The sequence below is a fragment of the Immundisolibacter cernigliae genome, assembly GCF_001697225.1.
Classification (GTDB): Bacteria; Pseudomonadota; Gammaproteobacteria; order Immundisolibacterales; family Immundisolibacteraceae; genus Immundisolibacter; species Immundisolibacter cernigliae.
Window position 1 is genome coordinate 304,206 of the sequence record NZ_CP014671.1, and the last position, 17,913, is coordinate 322,118.

At 68.3% G+C, this 17,913-nt stretch carries 14 protein-coding genes; 8 read left to right on the forward strand and 6 right to left on the reverse strand.

What is annotated here, in order from left to right; all coding sequences use genetic code 11:
* Positions 1 to 3: 3 nt before the first annotated feature.
* The 8 genes from PG2T_RS01490 to PG2T_RS01525 all read left to right on the forward strand — a co-directional run bounded on the left by PG2T_RS01490 (position 4) and on the right by PG2T_RS01525 (position 10,013).
* The gene (locus tag PG2T_RS01490) at positions 4 to 1,182 is read left to right on the forward strand and encodes an acyl-CoA dehydrogenase family protein (protein WP_075968117.1); all 1,179 of its coding nucleotides are present in this window, start codon (positions 4 to 6) and stop codon (positions 1,180 to 1,182) included.
* A gap of 130 nt (positions 1,183 to 1,312) precedes the next feature.
* Positions 1,313 to 2,458, forward strand: a complete 1,146-nt coding sequence (locus tag PG2T_RS01495) for an alkane 1-monooxygenase (RefSeq protein ID WP_068802505.1) — start codon at positions 1,313 to 1,315, stop codon at positions 2,456 to 2,458.
* Between the two features lie 75 nt (positions 2,459 to 2,533).
* On the forward strand, positions 2,534 to 4,273 hold the full coding sequence (locus PG2T_RS01500; protein ID WP_068802506.1) for a SulP family inorganic anion transporter: 1,740 nt from the start codon (positions 2,534 to 2,536) through the stop codon (positions 4,271 to 4,273).
* Between the two features lie 12 nt (positions 4,274 to 4,285).
* Positions 4,286 to 5,266 carry a 2-hydroxyacid dehydrogenase gene (locus tag PG2T_RS01505; protein WP_068802507.1) on the forward strand — a complete coding sequence of 327 codons (981 nt, stop codon included), beginning with the start codon at positions 4,286 to 4,288 and terminating at the stop codon, positions 5,264 to 5,266.
* A gap of 69 nt (positions 5,267 to 5,335) precedes the next feature.
* Positions 5,336 to 7,255 carry an ATP-binding cassette domain-containing protein gene (locus PG2T_RS01510; RefSeq protein WP_068802508.1) on the forward strand — a complete coding sequence of 640 codons (1,920 nt, stop codon included), beginning with the start codon at positions 5,336 to 5,338 and terminating at the stop codon, positions 7,253 to 7,255.
* Between the two features lie 258 nt (positions 7,256 to 7,513).
* Complete coding sequence (locus tag PG2T_RS01515) at positions 7,514 to 8,503, forward strand: NAD(P)H-dependent flavin oxidoreductase (protein WP_068807532.1); 990 nt, start codon at positions 7,514 to 7,516, stop codon at positions 8,501 to 8,503.
* Positions 8,504 to 8,531: 28 nt separating this feature from the next.
* Positions 8,532 to 8,834: a 4Fe-4S dicluster domain-containing protein gene (locus PG2T_RS01520; protein WP_068802509.1), complete on the forward strand. Its 303-nt coding sequence runs from the start codon at positions 8,532 to 8,534 to the stop codon at positions 8,832 to 8,834.
* An 18-nt stretch (positions 8,835 to 8,852) separates the two neighbouring features.
* Positions 8,853 to 10,013: a CaiB/BaiF CoA transferase family protein gene (locus PG2T_RS01525; RefSeq protein ID WP_068802510.1), complete on the forward strand. Its 1,161-nt coding sequence runs from the start codon at positions 8,853 to 8,855 to the stop codon at positions 10,011 to 10,013.
* A 106-nt stretch (positions 10,014 to 10,119) separates the two neighbouring features.
* Here the strand turns inward: PG2T_RS01525 and PG2T_RS01530 are convergent, their stop codons facing one another.
* The 6 genes from PG2T_RS01530 to PG2T_RS01550 all read right to left on the reverse strand — a co-directional run bounded on the left by PG2T_RS01530 (position 10,120) and on the right by PG2T_RS01550 (position 17,710).
* The gene (locus PG2T_RS01530; RefSeq protein ID WP_068802511.1) at positions 10,120 to 13,572 is read right to left on the reverse strand and encodes a PAS domain-containing protein; all 3,453 of its coding nucleotides are present in this window, start codon (positions 13,570 to 13,572) and stop codon (positions 10,120 to 10,122) included.
* 47 nt (positions 13,573 to 13,619) lie between these two features.
* The gene (locus PG2T_RS16365) at positions 13,620 to 14,231 is read right to left on the reverse strand and encodes an HD-GYP domain-containing protein (RefSeq protein ID WP_202816390.1); all 612 of its coding nucleotides are present in this window, start codon (positions 14,229 to 14,231) and stop codon (positions 13,620 to 13,622) included.
* A gap of 5 nt (positions 14,232 to 14,236) precedes the next feature.
* On the reverse strand, positions 14,237 to 14,770 hold the full coding sequence (locus PG2T_RS16370) for a response regulator (protein ID WP_202816391.1): 534 nt from the start codon (positions 14,768 to 14,770) through the stop codon (positions 14,237 to 14,239).
* Positions 14,771 to 14,958: 188 nt separating this feature from the next.
* The gene (locus tag PG2T_RS01540; RefSeq protein ID WP_068802512.1) at positions 14,959 to 15,603 is read right to left on the reverse strand and encodes a phosphoribosyltransferase; all 645 of its coding nucleotides are present in this window, start codon (positions 15,601 to 15,603) and stop codon (positions 14,959 to 14,961) included.
* Between the two features lie 107 nt (positions 15,604 to 15,710).
* A complete protein-coding gene (locus PG2T_RS01545) occupies positions 15,711 to 16,307 on the reverse strand; it encodes an FMN-dependent NADH-azoreductase (RefSeq protein ID WP_068802513.1) in 597 nt (198 codons plus the stop codon).
* A gap of 5 nt (positions 16,308 to 16,312) precedes the next feature.
* Positions 16,313 to 17,710 (reverse strand): DegQ family serine endoprotease, encoded by a 1,398-nt coding sequence (locus PG2T_RS01550; RefSeq protein ID WP_068802514.1) that lies wholly within the window; start codon positions 17,708 to 17,710, stop codon positions 16,313 to 16,315.
* Positions 17,711 to 17,913: the final 203 nt, after the last annotated feature.

Consider the following 17,913-nt stretch of genomic DNA (forward strand, 5'->3'; position numbering starts at 1 on the left):
ACCATGGCATCACCCACACTCGAACAATTGCTGAAGCAGGCCCACGAGGTGGGCGAACTGGCTGCCGAGCACGCGCCGACCACCGAGCGCGAGCGCCGACTCGCGGCCCCGGCGGCCGAAGCACTGCTCGAATCGGGCCTGATAAAGATCCTGCAACCCGCTCGCTTCGGCGGCTACGAACTGGGTTTTGGCGAGCTGGTGCGGGTCGGCCAGGCCATCGCCCACCACGATGTGTCCGCCGCCTGGGTGTTCTGCATCCTGGGCATCCACCATTGGTGGGGCGCGTTCGTCAGCCCGCAGTTGCAGGACGAGCTGTGGGGTGAGGATCCTGAAACCTGCTTCGTCGATTCCTTCGCCCCCAACGGCAAGGCCGAACCGGTGGACGGCGGCATGCGCCTGTCGGGCAAGTGGGGTTTTCTGTCCGGCCTGCCGTGGGCGCGCTGGGCGGCGGTAGGCGCCATCGCCCCGGCCGCGCCGGGGGCGCAGCCCGAATACCTGATGTTCTTTGTGCCGCAAAGCGACTACACGGTGGTCGACGACTGGCACACCGTCGGCCTGCGTGGCTCAGCCTCGGCCAGCGTGCAGGTGGACAATGTTTTCGTGCCGACGCACCGGGTGTTTCGCATGGGTCATGCGATGGCCACCGGCGAGATTCCGGGCCACGCTGTCAACCCCGGCCCGCTGTACCGGGTGTCGCTGGTCGGCGGGCTCGGTCTGGCACTGGTGCCGCCCAGCCTGGGTGGTGCGCAGGCGCTGCTGCGGCGTTTTCAGGAACGCGCGGCCGCCCGTGTGCCGCTGTTCTCCGCCCAGCGGCAGGCCGAACTGGTGTTGTCGCAGTCCACGCTGGCCGAAACGGCGGTCGAGCTCGACATGGCCGAGGGCCTCATGTACCGCTACGCGGACGAAGTGACGGCCTGTGGCGTCAACGGCGAAGCCTTCGACACCACCGACCGCACGCGGCTGTACGCCTGGCGGGCGGTGATCGCGCGCCGCGCACGGGAGGCCAACTTCCGCCTGACGGAACTGGCCGGCGCCAGTGCCATCTTCGAGAACGAACCCCTGCAGCGCTACTGGCGCGACGTGCACGCCATGGGCCAGCACGTGGCCCTGAACTACGAATCGGCCCTGCGCAACTACGGCCGCAGCCTGCTCGGCCTGACGCCGGACGCGGTGCTGTACTGATCGCCTCCCGAGCGCTGCTATGGAAGCGCTGAATAAATCAGCGGCTCCTAACGGACGTTCAAGCCGGTACCATGACGGCCCTGTCGGCCATCCGCCGGCAAGGCTGTTTCGAATCGCCTTGGAGAGAACCATGGAAGGTATCTTGAAGTCCGGCGGCATGCCGCTGAGCGTGGTCGCCCGCGTCACCACCTGGCCGCTGATCGGCCTGCTGGCCCTGCCGGTGATCGGCTGGGCGGTGGGTGGTGGCGTCTGGCACTGGTTGACGGTGATCGTGTTCGTGGCGGTGTCGCTGATCGATCCGTTCGTCGGGCCCGACAACATCAATCACCGGGCAGAAGACGAAACCGCGCTCGAAAAAAGCCTCTACTACCGCGCCATGCTGTGGTTGCTGGTGCCGCTGCAATGGGCGGTGGCGGTGTTCTGTTACTGGCTGTTCACGCGCGGCGACCTGAGCGGCGTCGAGCAGGCCGGCGTGTTGCTGTCGTCGGCCATCGCGGTCGGCTTTGGCGCCACCGCGGCGCACGAGCTGGCCCACCACGGCCAGCGCTTCGACCGCTGGATGGGCATCCTGCTGTTCACGCCCATCAACATGTGCGACTTCGCCATCTACCACAACTACGGCCACCACAATCGGGTGGCCACGCCGGAAGACCCCGGCTCGGCCAAGTACGGCGACAGGATCGGTGCCTTCGTCGTGCGCAGCATCGTGCTCAAGACGCTCATGGGCTGGGAGATCGAGGCAACCCGCCTGCGCCGCCTGGGCAAATCGCCCTGGTCGCTGCACAACGGCATGCTGTGGATGACGGTTCTGCCGCTGGCCTGGCTGGCCACCATGATCGGACTGTTCGGCTGGCTGGCGGTGCCGCTGTTCCTGGCGCACTTCCTGTTTGCCCGCGGCCTGCTGGCGGTGGCCGATTACCTTGAACACTACGGCCTGGCGCGGCGGCGCCTGCCGGACGGCAGCTGGGAAACCATCCGCGCCGCCCATGCCTGGGACGACAGCTTCTTGGTCAGCAGCCTGTTTTTCTGCCAGATCGACCGCCATTCCGATCACCACGCCAACGTCGGGCGGCCGTACCAGATCCTGCGCGTGATGCACGAGGCACCGCGCCTGCCCTACGGCTACCTCACGATGATCTGGGTGGCCATGATCCCGCCCCTGTGGCGCAAGCTGATGCACCCGCGCGTGGAGGCTTTCTGGGATACCGGCGCCGCCCTGCCACACGGCCGGCCGGAAAATCTGCCGGCACGCTACCGGCACGACGCGATCTGCTGACGCCGCCGCGCTCGTCCGGCTGGCGGGATTGCCACCAGCCGGACACACACCGGGCATCGTGCCGATAATGGCGCCATGCCCAGCCTGACTACTGCCCTGCCCCTGCTGCGCTGGCTGCGCACCTACCGCCTCACGGACGCCAGCGCCGACCTGCTTGCCGGCATCATCACCGCCGTGCTGCTGGTGCCACAGGCCATGGCCTATGCCGTCGTCGCCGGGCTGCCGCCGCAGGTCGGTCTTTATGCCAGCGTGCTGCCCTCGCTCGCCTACGCCCTGTTTGGCACCAGCCCGTACCTGGGCGTGGGACCGGTGGCGGTCAACGCGCTGATGGTGGCCAGCGCGCTCGCCGTGGTTGGCCATGGCGATCCGGCCCAGCAGGTCGTGAACGCGCAGGTGCTGGCGGCCATTTGCGCGCTGACGCTGCTGGGTCTTGGCGCACTGCGCGCCGGGGCGTTCATGAGTTTTCTGAGCCGACCGGTGCTGGACGGCTTCACCAGCGGCGCCGCGCTGCTGATCGTGCTCACGCAGTTGCCGGCGCTGCTTGGCGTATCCGCCCACAGCGGGCCGCTGCTGCCGGAAGTGCTACTGGCGGTCTGGCACGCCCTGCCGACAATCAACTGGCCAACTCTGACACTGGGCGTGGCCAGCATCGGGTTGCTTATGCTCGGTGGCTGGCCGCTGCGAGCCTTGCTTGGGCGGCTGCGACTATCGTCCTTCCAGGCCGATTTTGTTGGCCGCCTGATGCCCTTGATCATGCTCGCGCTCGCTACCGTCGCAGTCGTGGTCGGCGAACTGGCAACCCGTGGCGTGGCGACAGTGGGTGATGTTCCGCCCGGTCTGCCGGCGCCGTCGGTCGCTTTCCTGCGGGCCTCGACCTGGCTGGAACTGCTGGCACCGGGCATGCTGATTGCGCTCATCAGCTACGTGAGCAGCGTGTCCATCGCGCAGGGTCTGGCCGGTCGGCGACGCGAGCGCATCGACACCGACCAGGAGCTGTTCGCCCTCGGTGCGGCCAACGCAGCTGCGGCGGTCGGTGGGGCGCTGCCAGTGGCGGCCAGCTTCAGTCGTTCGGCACTGAATTTCTCGGCCGGCGCCCGCACGCCGCTCGCGGGTGTGGTCAGCGCCCTGCTCGTAGGCTGCATTGCCATGTGGCTGACCGGGCTGTTTGGCCACCTGCCCAGGGCCGCGTTGGCGGCACTGATCGTGGTCGCGGTGACGCCTCTGATCAATGTGCACGGGTTTCGCCGCACATTGGCCTACAGCCGCAGCGACGGCCTGACATTTGGCGCCACCTTCGTGGTGGTGCTGTTTCTGGGCGTCGAACGCGGCCTGCTGCTGGGCGCATTGCTGGGTGTGGCCATGTACGTGTGGCGCACCGGCCGGCCGCATATCGCGGTGGTGGGTCGTGTGGCCGGCAGCGAGCACTTTCGCAACGTCAACCGCTACCACGTCGAAACCTGGCCGAACCTGCTGGTGCTGCGCGTGGATGAGAGCCTGTATTTCGCCAACGCCAGCCGAGTCGAGGAAACCATCCTGGACCAGATATCAGCCAGGCCGACGGTCACCGACCTGGTGCTGCTCGGCAGCGGCATCAATCATGTCGACAGCAGCGGGCTGGCCATGCTCGAAACGCTGCTGCCGGCGTTGCGCGAAGCGGGCGTATGCACGCATCTGGCCGAGTTCAAGGGACCGGTGCTGGACCGCCTCAAGGGCAGTGGCCTGCTCGACACACTTGGCCCGGGGCGAGTATTCCTGAGCGCCGAGCAGGCGATCACGGCCCTGGCCGAGCCCTACGACGAACCCGTGTCCATCTGAGGAGTACCCACCATGACCCAACCGACCCTGATGGTGACCATCGGCGACGAGTTGCGACCGCTGGTCGAAGCCCGCCTCGGCAGCCTGGCGCAGATCCAATTCCTGGGCGATGTGCCGGCGGCGCAGCGCCAGTCGGCATTGGCCGCGGCGGATGTCCTGTTCTGCCTGCGACCGCAGATGGAAATCGGCGACGACTGGCCGAACGATCCGGCCTGGCGCTTTGTGCAATTCATGAGCGCTGGCGTGGATCACATTGATTTATCGAAATTTCCTCCTACCGCGCAGCTCGCCAGCAACGCCGGCGGCTTCTCCGAACCGATGGCTGAACACATCCTGGCCATGGCGCTCGCGCTGTCCAAGAAGCTGCTCTACAACCACCATCGCATGCAGCAGGGCGTGTTCGACCAGCTCAGCGACACCGGCACCCTGCGGGGCAAAACCGCAGCCATCATCGGCTTTGGCGGCATCGGCCAGGCCACGGCCGAGCTGCTGCGGCTGCTGGACATGCGCATCCTGGCGGTCAACCGCAGCGGGCGCAGCGACCACCCGGCCGATCTCGTCGGCACGCTGGACCAGCTCGAAACCGTGCTGCGCGCGGCCGATGTGGTCGTCATCTGCCTGCCGCTGACGCCCGGCACGGTCGGCCTGATCGGTGCGCGGGAACTGGGCTGGCTGAAACCGGACGCCATGCTGATCAACGTCGCCCGCGGCGAGATCGTCGATCAGAAGGCCCTGTACGACTGGCTGGTCGCCAACCCGCAGGCCAGCGCCGGCATCGACGCCTGGTGGGTGGAGCCCTTCCGCCACGGCGAGTTCCGCATGGACTACCCGTTTCTGGACCTGCCCAACGTGATCGGCTCGCCGCACAACTCGCCGCGCGCCCCGGGCGGCGGCAAGATCTCCGCCGAGCGCGCCTGCGACAACATCGCCCGCTTCCTGCGCGGCGAACAGCCGCATGGCCTGCTGGACCCGGCGAGCGCCAACATGGCCTGAGCGCACCGCGGTCGCCGCCGGCAGACCGCCCACGACGGCCATTGGCGGCAATCGGCGATAATCGCGCCCATGATCCGCCTGCAAAAACTCTCCCTCACACGCGGCACCAAGCCTCTGCTGGACGGCGCCGACCTGACACTCAACCCGGGCGAGAAAGTCGGCCTGATCGGCGCCAACGGCTCGGGCAAATCCAGCCTGTTCGCGCTGCTGCGCGGCGAGCTGACGGCCGACGGCGGCGCGGTCGATTTCCCCGCCACCTGGCGCATCTCGCACGTGGCTCAGGAAACGCCGGCCCTGGACCGGCCGGCGCTGGAGTACGTCATCGACGGCGACGGCGTGCTGCGCGATCTGGAGGCCCAGCTGGCCGCCGCCGAAGCCGCCCACGACGGCGAGCGCATCGGCTACCTGCACGCCGCGCTGGCCGATGCGGACGCCTACACCGTGCGCTCGCGGGCGGAAATCCTGCTGGCGGGTCTGGGCTTCGCCCAGTCGCAGATGATGGACCCGGTCGCCAGCTTCTCCGGCGGCTGGCGCATGCGCCTCAACCTGGCGCAGGCCCTGATGAGCCCATCGGACCTGCTGCTGCTGGACGAGCCGACCAACCACCTGGACCTTGACGCCATCCTGTGGCTGGAAGACTGGCTCAAGCGCTACCCCGGCACGCTGATCGTCATCTCGCACGACCGCGATTTCCTGGATGGGCTCACCAACGTCATCGCGCACCTGTTCGAAACCAAGCTCAAACGCTACGGCGGCAACTACTCGGCCTTCGAGAAGCAGCGCGCCATCAACCTCTCCGTCGGCCAGGCCGCGTTCGAAAAGCAATCGCGCGAACGGGCGCACCTGAAGTCCTTCATCGACCGCTTCAAGGCCAAGGCCAGCAAGGCCCGACAGGCGCAGTCGCGAATGAAGATGCTGGCCAAGATGGAGGAACTGGCCCCGATCCACGCCACCGCCGCCTTCAGCTTCGAGTTTCGTGAGCCGGAACGCGCGCCCAATCCGCTGCTGGTGCTGGAGGACGCGGTCGCCGGCTATCCGTCCGAGCAGCCCGGCGGCCGGGCGAAGGTCATCCTGTCGCGGCTGAACCTGATCCTGCAGGCCGAGCAGCGCATCGGGCTGCTGGGCGTCAACGGCGCCGGCAAGTCCACGCTGATCAAGACGCTGGTCGGCGAACTGCCGCCGCTGGCCGGCAGCGTCAACCTGAACAAGGGCCTGTCGATCGGCTACTTCGCCCAGCATCAGATCGAAATGCTGCGCCTGGACCAGACGCCGCTGTGGCACCTGGCCAAGCTGGCCCCGAACGTGCGCGAACAGCAGCTGCGCAGCTTCCTGGGCGGCTTCAACTTCATCGGCGAGATGGCCACGACCCGGGTCGACACCTTCTCCGGCGGCGAGAAGGCACGCCTGGTGCTGGCGCTGATCGTATGGCAACGCCCCAACCTGCTGGTGCTGGATGAGCCCACCAACCACCTGGACCTTGAAACCCGCGAGGCGCTCACCGTCGCCCTGGCGCAATTCGAAGGCACCCTGGTGCTGGTGTCGCACGACCGGCACCTGCTGCGCGCCACGACCGAAGAATTCATGATCGTCGCCGACGGCAGCCTCAAACCCTTCGACGGCGATCTGGACGACTACCGCGACTGGCTGTTCAAGACCAAGCTTGGCAAGCGCACGGATACCGCCGCCGCGCCCTCGCCCGCCGATCGCAAGGAACAGAAGCGCCACAGCGCCGCCGCCCGCCAGCACCTGTCCGACCAGCGAAAGCCCATCGAAGCGCGCATCAGGCGCCTGGAAACCCAGATTCAGCGCCACACCGCCCGCGCCGCCGAGCTGCAAAGCCTGCTCAGCGACCCGGCGCTCTACGCCGACGATCAGAAGGACGCGCTCAAGGCACGCCTGTTCGAACAGGCGACGCAGGTCAAGGAGCTCAAACAGCTCGAAGCCGAGTGGCTGGAGCAGCAGACGGAGCTGGACAGCCTGGGCGGCTGAGCCGCTCACTGAGCGCCTCCCGGCGCGCCACAGCGCGAAGCCAGGCACGGACCCCCGCAACCGGCCAACACCCAGACCGGCACGGCGCCAGGCGATTTGACACCGCTGGTTTCGAATCCGAAAGGGCGGTACCGGGTCCGTGAACTGAAGGCAGCTTGCGCAGTTCCCCCGCTACCGTCGCAAGGGATGCTGGCATGCGCCACAACCCGAACGCCCGTTATGCTTACCGGAACTTCACTGCGCGGCCGCCACCTGACCATGCATAACCCACTTTCCACTGTGCTCACCGAGCGCCTGGACATCGCCTACCCGATCTGCCAGGCCGGCATGGGTTTCATTGCCCGTGGCGAGCTGGCCGCTGCGGTGTCGGCCGCCGGGGGGTTTGGGGTGCTGGGGGCCGAGGGTCTGTCGGCGGACGAGCTGGCCGCCGAGATCGCCAAGGTGCGCGCGCTCACGGACCGCCCGTTTGGCGTCGACATCCTGTTCGGGCAGGTCAAGAGCGAGCGCAGCGACGCGGTGGCCGAATACTCGGCCCAGGTGCAGCGCCAGATCGAGGTGGTGCTGGAAGCGCGCGTGCCGGTGCTGATCTCGGGTCTGGGTTCGCCGGCCGGCGTGCTGGACGCCGCCCACGCGCGGGGCATGACGGTCATGTCGGTGATCGGCAACGTGCGCCAAGCCAGGCGCCTGGCCGTCGCGGGGGTCGACATGCTGATCGCGCAGGGTCACGAGGCCGGCGGCCACACCGGGCGCGTCGGTACCTTCACCTTGCTGCCACAGGTGGTGGACGCGGTCGACGTGCCGGTGCTGGCGGCCGGTGGCATCGGCGACGGGCGCGGCCTGGTGGCGGCGCTGGCGCTGGGCACCTGTGGCGTGTGGCTGGGCACGCGCTTCGTCGCCGCCGCCGAGGCCTACGCACACGAGGCCTACAAGCAAAAGATCGTCGCCATCGACGAGGAAGGCACGGTCGTCACCCGCGCCCACAGCGGCAAGCCGTGCCGGTTGGTCAGGAACGCCTTTACCGAGCACTGGGATGCCCGCCCGCAGGACATCCTGCCCTTCCCGGCCCAGCACATCGCGGTCGGGCGGGATGCGGCGCGGCGCGCCCGCTACGAGGGCGCCGTGGACGACGGCGGCCTGCCGGCCGGCCAGGTGTCGGGCATGATCCGCGAGGTGCTGCCGGCCGGGCAGATCGTGCGCAACATCGTGGCCGAGGCGCAGGCGACACTGGCGCGCCTGGGCCGGGCCTGAATTTCAACAACCCCACGGGAGACAGAACATGACCGCAAGCAGCGCGCTCGACCAGTGCGAACAAATCGCCGGCAAGTGGCGGGTGCTGATCGACCGCAACCGTTGCGAGGGCAAGGAAAAATGCGCGCAGGTGTGCCCGGAGGGCGTGTTCAGCATCCGTCGCCTCACGGACGATGAATTCAACACCCACGTGAAAGGCTTTCTGCCGCGCCTGAAAGTGCGCGCCCACGGCCGCCGCCAGGCCTTCGCCGACAACGAACAGGACTGCCGCAACTGCCTGCGCTGCGTGGCCGCCTGCCCGGAAGACGCCATCCAGGTCGTGCCGCGCTAAGCCAGCGGCGACCTGCTCATGCCGCTAACCGGCATCCGCGTCCTGGAACTGGGCAGCATGGTGGCGGCCCCGCTGGGCGCCACACTGCTGGGCGACATGGGCGCCGATGTCATCAAGATCGAGCCACCCGGCGGCGAGGAAGGCCGCCGGGTCGGCCCGCGCCTGGGCGACGACACCGGGCTCTACATCGGCGTGAACCGCAACAAGCGTGGCATGGTGCTGGACCTGACCCAGCCGCCCGGCCAGGAGGTGCTGCGCCGCCTGGTGCAGCAGACCGACATCGTCATCCATAACCAGCGCAGTCCGGCCCGCGAGCGGCTAGGGCTGGACTACGCCGCGCTGGCCGCCATCCGGCCGGACATCATCCTGATCACCGTCAGCACCTATGGCGAGAGCGGCCCCTACGCCGGTCGGCCGGGCATTGATCCTTCCGCCCAGGCGCTGGGCGGCCTGATGGCCGGCACCGGCGAGCCGGGCGGCCCGTCCCTCAAGGCCGGCGCCGCGGTGGCCGACGTGACGGCTGCCACGCTGGTCTCGTACGCGGCCATGCTCGCCCTGTGGGCGCGCGCCCGCGACCGCCAGGGTCAGGCGGCCGAGGTGGCGCTGATCGACGGCGTAGTGCACCTGCAGGGCGTGCAGCTTGGCGAGTACCTGCTGACCGGCAGTCCACCGCCGCGGGTCGGCAACCGCAGCCCGTTCTATGCGCCGTACAACAGCTACCGCTGCGCGGACGGCGGCGAAGTGCATCTGGCCGCCTTCAACAACAAGTTCTATCGCAATCTGTGTGGGGCGCTGGACGCGCCGGAGCTGATCGACGACCCGCGCTTCGTCAGCCCCGCCTCACGCCTGGAAAACCGCGACGCCCTGGACCTGCAAATCGCCGCCTGCTGCGCCCGCCATTCGCGCGCCGAATTGATGGCCCGCCTCGAGCACGCCGACGTCGTTGCCGCGCCGGTCAACGACTACCCTGCTGCAGCCGCCGACCCGCAGCTGCGCCACAACGGCATGTTCGTGCCGGTCGAGCACAGCGCTCACGGCCGCCTCGAAGTGCCCGGCATTCCGCTTCACCTGCTGGGCACACCGGGCGCAGTGCGCCGGTCGCCGCCGATGCTGGGCGAACACACCTCGGAAATCCTGGCAGAACTCGCCTGTCGGGTTGATGAGCCGAACGCGCCGTAGGTGGGCGCCCCGCGGGCCGACCACGTAGCCGGCACCGCAATCGAGTAAGGCTGTCCGCGTTCGCGCGAACGGCTTCAGTCGCAATGGCCCTGTAGCACAGTCCGCATCATCCGCGTGCCGCAGACGCCTCGGGCGCTGCCGCCGCTTCGCCGACGCGTGCCGTCAGGGCGGCCAGCAGAGCCTCGACCTCGCCCGCCAGCTCGATGGCCGCATCCAGGGCCTGTGATGCCTTGGCGCGCGCATCAGCCTCGACCTGTCGGGCGAGGTTCTGCACACCATGTGCCAGCAGGTTTCCGGACATGCCTTTCAGCGCGTGGGCGCGAAAGGCCAGGTCCGCAAAGTCCCCGGCCTGCGCCGCGCCACGCAAGCGGTCCGGCGTGTCGCGATGGCTGTCAAGCGCGGTTGCCGCCAGTTTGGCCACGAAATCCTGCCGCCCGCTGTAGCGCGTCAGCAGCCCCGACCAATCGATCACGGCGCCGCTCGCAACGACCGGGCGCGGCGCGGCCTCGGCCGCCGGCTGGCCGGTGTGGCGGCGGATGGCCGCCACCAGCACATCGGCATCGATCGGCTTGGTGACATGCTCCACCATGCCTGCCGCCAGACAGCGGTCGCGCTCCTCGCCCAGGGCGTGCGCCGTGAGCCCGATGACCGGCAGCGCGGGCGCGATCTGACGAATGCGCTGGGTGGCCTGGTAACCGTCCATGACCGGCATCTGCACGTCCATCAGTACGGCGTCGAAGGCACCCACGCCAGATTCCTGCAAGCGCTCGATCGCCTGCTGCCCGTTTTCGGCGAACAGTACCTGCGCGCCCTCGCTGTTCAGGACGTACTCCAATACCAGCCGGTTGACGTCGACGTCCTCGGCGGCCAGCAGGCGCAGCCCTTCGAGCCGTCGATCCGCGATCGCGCCGGAAGGCGGCGGCTTGGGAAGCGGCGCTTCGGTCGCCGGCAAGGGCAGGCGCAGGGTGAAGGTGCTGCCCGCACCCGAGGTGCTGGTCACCACGATTTCGCCGTCCATCTGGTTGGCCAGCGTCTGGCTGATCGCCAGCCCCAGGCCACTGCCACCATAGCGACGGGTGGTCGAGTTGTCGGCCTGTTCGAAGGAGCGAAACAGGCGCGCCACCTGCTCGTCGGTCATGCCGATGCCGGTGTCGCTGACGGCGAAGAAGGTCTCATCGCCGCGGCGCGTGACGTGCAGCCGGACCTCGCCGCGGTCCGTGAACTTGACCGCATTGGCCAGCAGGTTGACCAGTATCTGCCGCAGCCGCTGCTCGTCGCCGGCCACCCACTGCGGCAGACCGGGCACCGCCTCGACAACGAACTTCAGCCCCTTGGACACGGCCCGCTCGCTGATCAGGCTGTGCACATTGTCGAGCACGGCGGTCAGCGCCAGCGGTTGCGTGTCCACCATGACCCGGCCGGCTTCGAGCCTGGAGAAATCGAGCACGTCGTTGATGACGCCCAGTAGGTGTTCACCGGCTTCCCGGATGCGGGCAAAGGTCGCGTAGGCCGCCCGCCCGGCGCTGTCACGCGCGCCGATCTGCGCCAGACCCAGCACGGCATTGAGCGGCGTGCGGATCTCGTGGCTCATGTTGGCCAGGAACTCGCTTTTCACCCTGGCCAGGCGCTCGGCCTCGGCGCGGGCGGTTTCCAGTTCCGCCGTGCGGCTTTGCACCAATGCTTCCAGGTGATGTCGATGCTGGTCCAGCTCCTGCTCGAGGGTCTTGCGCTCGGTAATGTCCTGCACGGTACCGACCAGCGCCAGCGGCCGACCCAGGGCATCACGCTGCAGGTACGCCCGCCCGTTCAGCACCCGCATCTGGCCGTCCGGCAGCGCGACTCGAAATTCTTGGTCCGCAGTGGATCGCCCGGCGATGCACGCGTCTGCCCAGACACTCACCCGGTCCCGGTCGTGCGGATGCACTCGGTCCAGAAAGGCCTGCCGGTCACGAACCGGATCATCCGGGGCGATGGCGCACAGCCGGTAGGTCTCCTCGCTGCAGGTCACTGCCCCACTGGCCAGTTGCCAGGACCAGCTGCCGATATGGGCGATCCGCTGCGCTTCCGCCAGGGCGCTTTGCTTCTCCAGCAGGGACTGCTCTGCCTGTTTGCGCTCGGTGATGTCGGTATAGGTGCCCACCACGCGCAGCGGCTCGCCGCCCGGGCTGCGCTCGAAAACCGTGCCCTGATCCAGTATCCAGCGCCAAGAACCATCCCGGGCGCGCACCCGATGTTCGTTGCTGTAGACGGCCGTTTCGCCCCGGAAATGACGCTCACGGTCGGACTGGCAGCGCGCCAGATCGTCCGGGTGAATGCGATCGGACCATTCCTTCAGGGTGTTGCCGACCTCGCGCTCGGCGTAGCCCAGCATCGCCTTCCAGTGGCGCGAGAAAAAAATCTTGTTGGTCTGCGCATTCCAGTCCCACACGCCCAGCCCGGCGCCTTCCAGCGCCAGAACCCAGCGCCGTTCGCTTTCGATCAGCGCCTTCTGTGAGGTAACCAGGCCGTCCAGCATGTGGTTGAAGCCACCGGCCAGGCGGCCGATCTCATCGTCGCGGCGCGGTGTCGCGCGCAGGCCACGCTCGCCGGCGGCGATCTGTTGCACCACGCCGCCCAGTTCCCGCAACGGCACGAGCACATGACGACTCAGCCCCAGCCAGGCCGCCCCGACCAGCAGCAGCACCAACGCCAAAGTGGCCAAATTGGCCGCCATCAGCTTGTGCAGCGGCGCGTACGCCGCGCCGACCGGAATGGCCACCTGCAGCCAACCTGCCGGCTCGCCGTCCCAGGCCAGCGGCGCCACCGCCTGAATGTAGTGACCGCCACCGGGCCCCGGCGCCTCGAACACGCTGTCGCTGCGCACCGCCTGGATCCTGGCCAGCGCATCACCCACCAGCGGCCGGCCGATCCAGTTGCCGGGATCCGGATGGCTGAGCATTACCTTCCCGGTGCGGTCGATCAGACTGACGACCGAGCCGGCCGGCAAGCGTCCCTGGCCCAGGTCCTTGGCGAGCCAGTCCAGATCAAGCGCAACGTGAATCAGCAGTGCCACCTCGCCGCGCCGGTCCAGCGCCGGCGCCAGCAGCGACAGGTTGGGTCGGCCGCCAATCTGACCGAAGGCATAGCCGCCAACGTGAAAGGCCGCCGTCTTGAGAGTCTGCGAGAAACCCGGCAGCCGCGCCGCGTCGAATGCCTCGGGCAGCGGCACCGCGCTGCAGCGCAGCGCCCCGCTGGGCCCGGTTACCGTGAAATTCTGGTAGGGCGATGCCGCTTCGCCGCGAATCTGCGCCAGCAGCGCGCTGCACGCCGTCGGATCGCCGTCGCGCAACACCGGCACGCGCAGCAGCCCTTCCAGCAGCCGGCGCGCCGCCTCGATCTGGCGCCCCTGCTGGTTTACCAGTTCACGGGCAAGGTTCTGGGCATTGCTGCGTACCGACTGCCTGGCCGAGACGTACTGCGTCCAGGCCACCGACACCATCAGCGCCGATACCGGCAGCAATACCAGCACCGCCCCCAGCAACAGGCGGGATCGCAGACTCGCAATGCGGATCGCTTTCATGGCATCACACCAACCTGCTGCGAGTGCGTCACCGCTGCCTGAACGGCCTAGGCCTGCTGCGGATCATCGCCATCGCGATACCGCCGGGCGATGTCGCGGCAGGTTTCGGCCAGGTCCTGCAGGGCATCCACCACATCGGGATCGAAGTGCCGACCGCGCTCGGCCTGAATCATCTCCATCGCACGCTGGTGGGAATAGGCCTCCTTGTAGGCACGGCGCGACATAAGAGCATCGTAGACATCGGCCGCCGCCATCAGGCGTGCGCTGACCGGAATGTCGTCGCCCGCCAGGCCCTGCGGATAACCCGAACCGTCCCACTTCTCGTGATGGCAGTGCGCGATCTCGCGCGCGAAGCGCAAGAATGAGCCGCCCTGATCGCCCAACTCGAGTTCGGCCTGGGCAATCGCATCCCGGCCATAGGTAGGGTGCCGCTTCATGATTTCCCATTCGGCCGGCGTCAGCTTGCCCTGCTTGAGCAGGATCGCGTCCGGAATGGCCACCTTGCCCACGTCGTGCAGGGGCGCCGACCTGAACATCATGTCGATGGTCTCGTCGTTCAGTTCATGGCAAAAGCGCGGGTGGTCCCGCAAGCGCTCGGCCAGCACCCGCACGTAATGCTGGGTGCGGCGAATGTGGCCACCGGTCTCGTTGTCGCGCACCTCGGTCAGCGAGCACAGGGCGGTGATGGTCGCCCCTGGGAGGCGATGACTTCCTGCTTGCTGCGTATCAGCTGCTCGGACTGGCACAGGATCTCGCGCGTGCGCTCGGCCACCAGCCGCTCCAGGTCCTCGTTGCGATCCCGCAGCAGACGGCTGGCGCGGGCCAGCTTCAGGTGGTTGTTGACCCGCGCCAGCACCACCGGCGGCGAGTAGGGCTTGTGGATGAAATCGTCCGCTCCCAGCGACAGGCCGTATTCCTCGTCGGCCGCGCTTTCCAGGCTGGTGAGCAGCAGTACCGGCATGTCGCGCAAACCGGGCGCCGCCTTCACTCGCCTGCACACCTCGAAGCCGTCCATGCCGGGCATGACGACGTCCAGCAGCATCAGGTCCGGCCGATCGCCATCCGCAAGGCGTGTCAGAGCCTCCTCGCCGTCACAGGCGGCATGCACCGTGTAGTGCCGGCCAAGCAGATCCTCCAGGATCAGGAGGTTGTCCGGCTGGTCGTCGACAATCAATATCCGGGCCGCGGCCTCATTCATCGTGTTGATGCTCATATCCCGTAATCGCACGGTGCGGCTGGCAGCCGTTGCTGCGCGCGACGGCCACCCGCATCACTGCAGGGCACGATGACTACATCGGCAGGCGCGGAAAAAAATGAAGCGCTGCGTAAAAAAACATTCGGCCGGCACGGCCAGAGGCCGGCGACAAGGCGCCCGGCGGGCGTTCTTCAGCCCGGCGAGGCGGCGGAATGGCGTTCGCGCCAGGCGCTCAGCAAGGCCGTGACCTCGGCATCGCTGACCGGCCCGAAATCGCGATAGAACTGGCCAACGGCGCCAAAATCGACCGGCGTCAGCAGGCACACGACCTGGTCGGCATGGGCGCGCAATCGGCTCAGTGCATCCGGCGGCGCCACGCCGACGGCCACCACCAGCCGCGCCGGGCGCCGGGCGCGCAGCGCATCCAGGGCGGCGATCAGCGTGGCGCCGGTGGCGACGCCATCATCCACCACCACCACCAGCCGGCCGGCCGGATCGACCTGCAGCGCACCGTACTGCGCGCGCCGACGCCTGATGACGGCCTGCTGGCGGGCCGTTTCCTTGGCCAGGTACTGCGCATCCAGGTCAGCGGCAACATCCGGGTTGACATAGACATGCCCGGCCTCGTCGACCGCACCGATGGCGTACTCGGGATTGCCCGGCGCCCCCAGCTTGCGCACCAGGATCAGGTCCAGGTCGCCTTCGAGAGCCGTGGCCAGAATCACGCCCATGGGCACCGCCCCGCGCGGCACCGCCAGAATCAGCGGGCGCTGGCCGCGCAGATGTGCCAGGCGCGCCGCCAGCTCAGTGGCGGCTTGGTCGCGATCCTTGAACATGCGCACCTCCGGGACGTGCGCCGCGTGCGCGACGCCTGCGGGGTGTCCAGGGCTTCAGGCATTGCCTGATCCGGTCCTGCCGACAGGGCGACAGCTTGCCGCGGACTCTACAGCCGGTCGATGACCTCGGTCAGGATCTTCTCGCCGGCTTGCGGACCGCGGGCATCCAGTCCCTCGGCGACGACTTCGCTGTAGCGGCAGTCGATGAACTCGCACAACCAGCGCAGGTAGCTGGTCTGGAAATTCACCTGCGGCAGGTCGGCGTACGCACTACCGCGGGTGGTGACCAGCGTCAGCGGCTTGCCACCGCACAGGCCATGCGGCCCCTGCGCCGTGTAACGAAAAAGCAAACCCGGCTGCACCACCACGTCCAGGTAGTGCTTGACCGGATACGGCAGGCTGAAATTCCACATCGGCGCAGCGATGACCACCTCGTCGGCCGCCAGGAACTCCCTTGCCCACGGCGTTACGGCGTCCCAGGCCCGCTGCTGGGTCGGCGTCAGCTGCGAACCGGCCGCCACGCTGCCCTTGGCCAAGGCCACCGGGCCGTCGACCAGCGGCAGTTCGGTATTGATCAGATCCACCTCGTCCACCGTCAGCGCCGGGTCCGCCGCCCGCCGGCTGGCGAGCCAGGCGTCGAGCAGGCGACGGGTGCGCGACAGCGGTCCCTTGGGCGTGAAAGACACAACCAGCAGACGCGCCATCGGGCTTACTCCTTGGGCACGGTCAGCGCCAGGAACAGCGGATTGCCGCGCCGCTGTACCAGCAGCGGCACCGCCCGCCCGGCGGGCAACTTGCCGACCAGCGCCTTGAAGTGCGCCACGTCCTTCACCTCACTGTCGCCCACGCGCAGGATCACGTCGCCGCGGGTCAGTCCCGCCCGCGCCGCCGGGCCATCGCCCACGGCCATGACCAGCACGCCACCTTTGGGTACATCGAGCTGCTCACGTTGCGCCGCGTCGAGGTCGGCGACCGCCAGCTTCAGCCGGCCACCCTGGGCCTGATCGGCCGGCTTGGACGCCGGGCCGCCAGCCTCGTCGCTATCCGAAAGCGCGCCGACCGTCGCCGATACCGTGCGTTCCTTGCCGTCCCGAAGCACCGTCAGGGACACCTTGTCACCGACCTCGGTATTACCCACCAGCGGCGGCAGGTCCCCGGCATCGGCCAGCGCCCGCCCGTTGAAGGCCAGAATCACGTCGCCGGCCTTGATGCCGGCCGTGGCGGCCGGGCTGCCCGCCGTCACATCCGCCACCAGTGCCCCGCGCGCCTTGTCCAGCCCGAAGGATTGCGCCAAGGCGGGCGTCACCGGCTGGACGGTCACGCCAAGATAGCCGTGCGAGGCGTGGCCGGATTTCTGGATCTGCCCGGCGGCGCGCATCGCCACCTTGATCGGGATGGCGAACGACAGCCCCATGTAGCCGCCGGAGCGGCTGTAAATCTGCGAATTGATACCGATGACTTCACCGTCGGTATTGAACAGCGGCCCGCCGGAGTTGCCCGGATTGACCGCCGCGTCGGTCTGGATGAACGGTACGTAGGCGTCGCTGGGCAGGGTGCGACCGACCGCGCTGACGATGCCCGCCGTGGCCGTGTACTCGAGCCCGAACGGCGAGCCGATCGCCAGCACCCACGCGCCCACCTCCAGCCGGTCCGAGTCGCCGATCTTCACTGCCGGCAGGCCCTTGGCCTTGATGCGCAGCACGGCCACGTCGGTGCGCTCGTCCAGCCCCACCAGCTCGGCAGGCTCCTCGCGATGATCGGACAGCTTGACCAGAATCTCGTCGGCGTCCTTGACCACATGTGCGTTGGTCAGGATGGTGCCGTCGGCGGAAATGATGAAGCCCGAGCCCAGCGATCGGGCCTGTTGCTGGCCGCCGGGCGGCTGACCGAAAAAGCGGCGGAAGAACTCATTCCGGGGGTCATTCGGATCCATCGGCATGCCCGGAAACAGCTCCTGCGTGCGGGCCTTCTGCGTGGTCGAGATGTTGACCACGGACGGACCGACGTCCTTCACCAATTGAGTGAACTCCGGCAACGCCGCATGGACGCTGGACCACCACGGAGTCCACAGCAGCAGCACGGCGAAAACAGCGCGTAACGCGGTCATACAGACTCCAGTTGAGGCCAGGGTTTCAGCATTGGATTGCGGCCGGCCGACACGCAGGCCGCGGCGACTGCCGCATGAGACTCGCAGCGCATGCGATAAGTTCCGGGGCTGTTCGGCCCGAGGGCGGGCCTCCCACGCAAAAGACCCGTGGGAGCGGCGCCCCGCCGCGAATACCCAGGCCGGTCGCGGGCACGGCCCCGCTG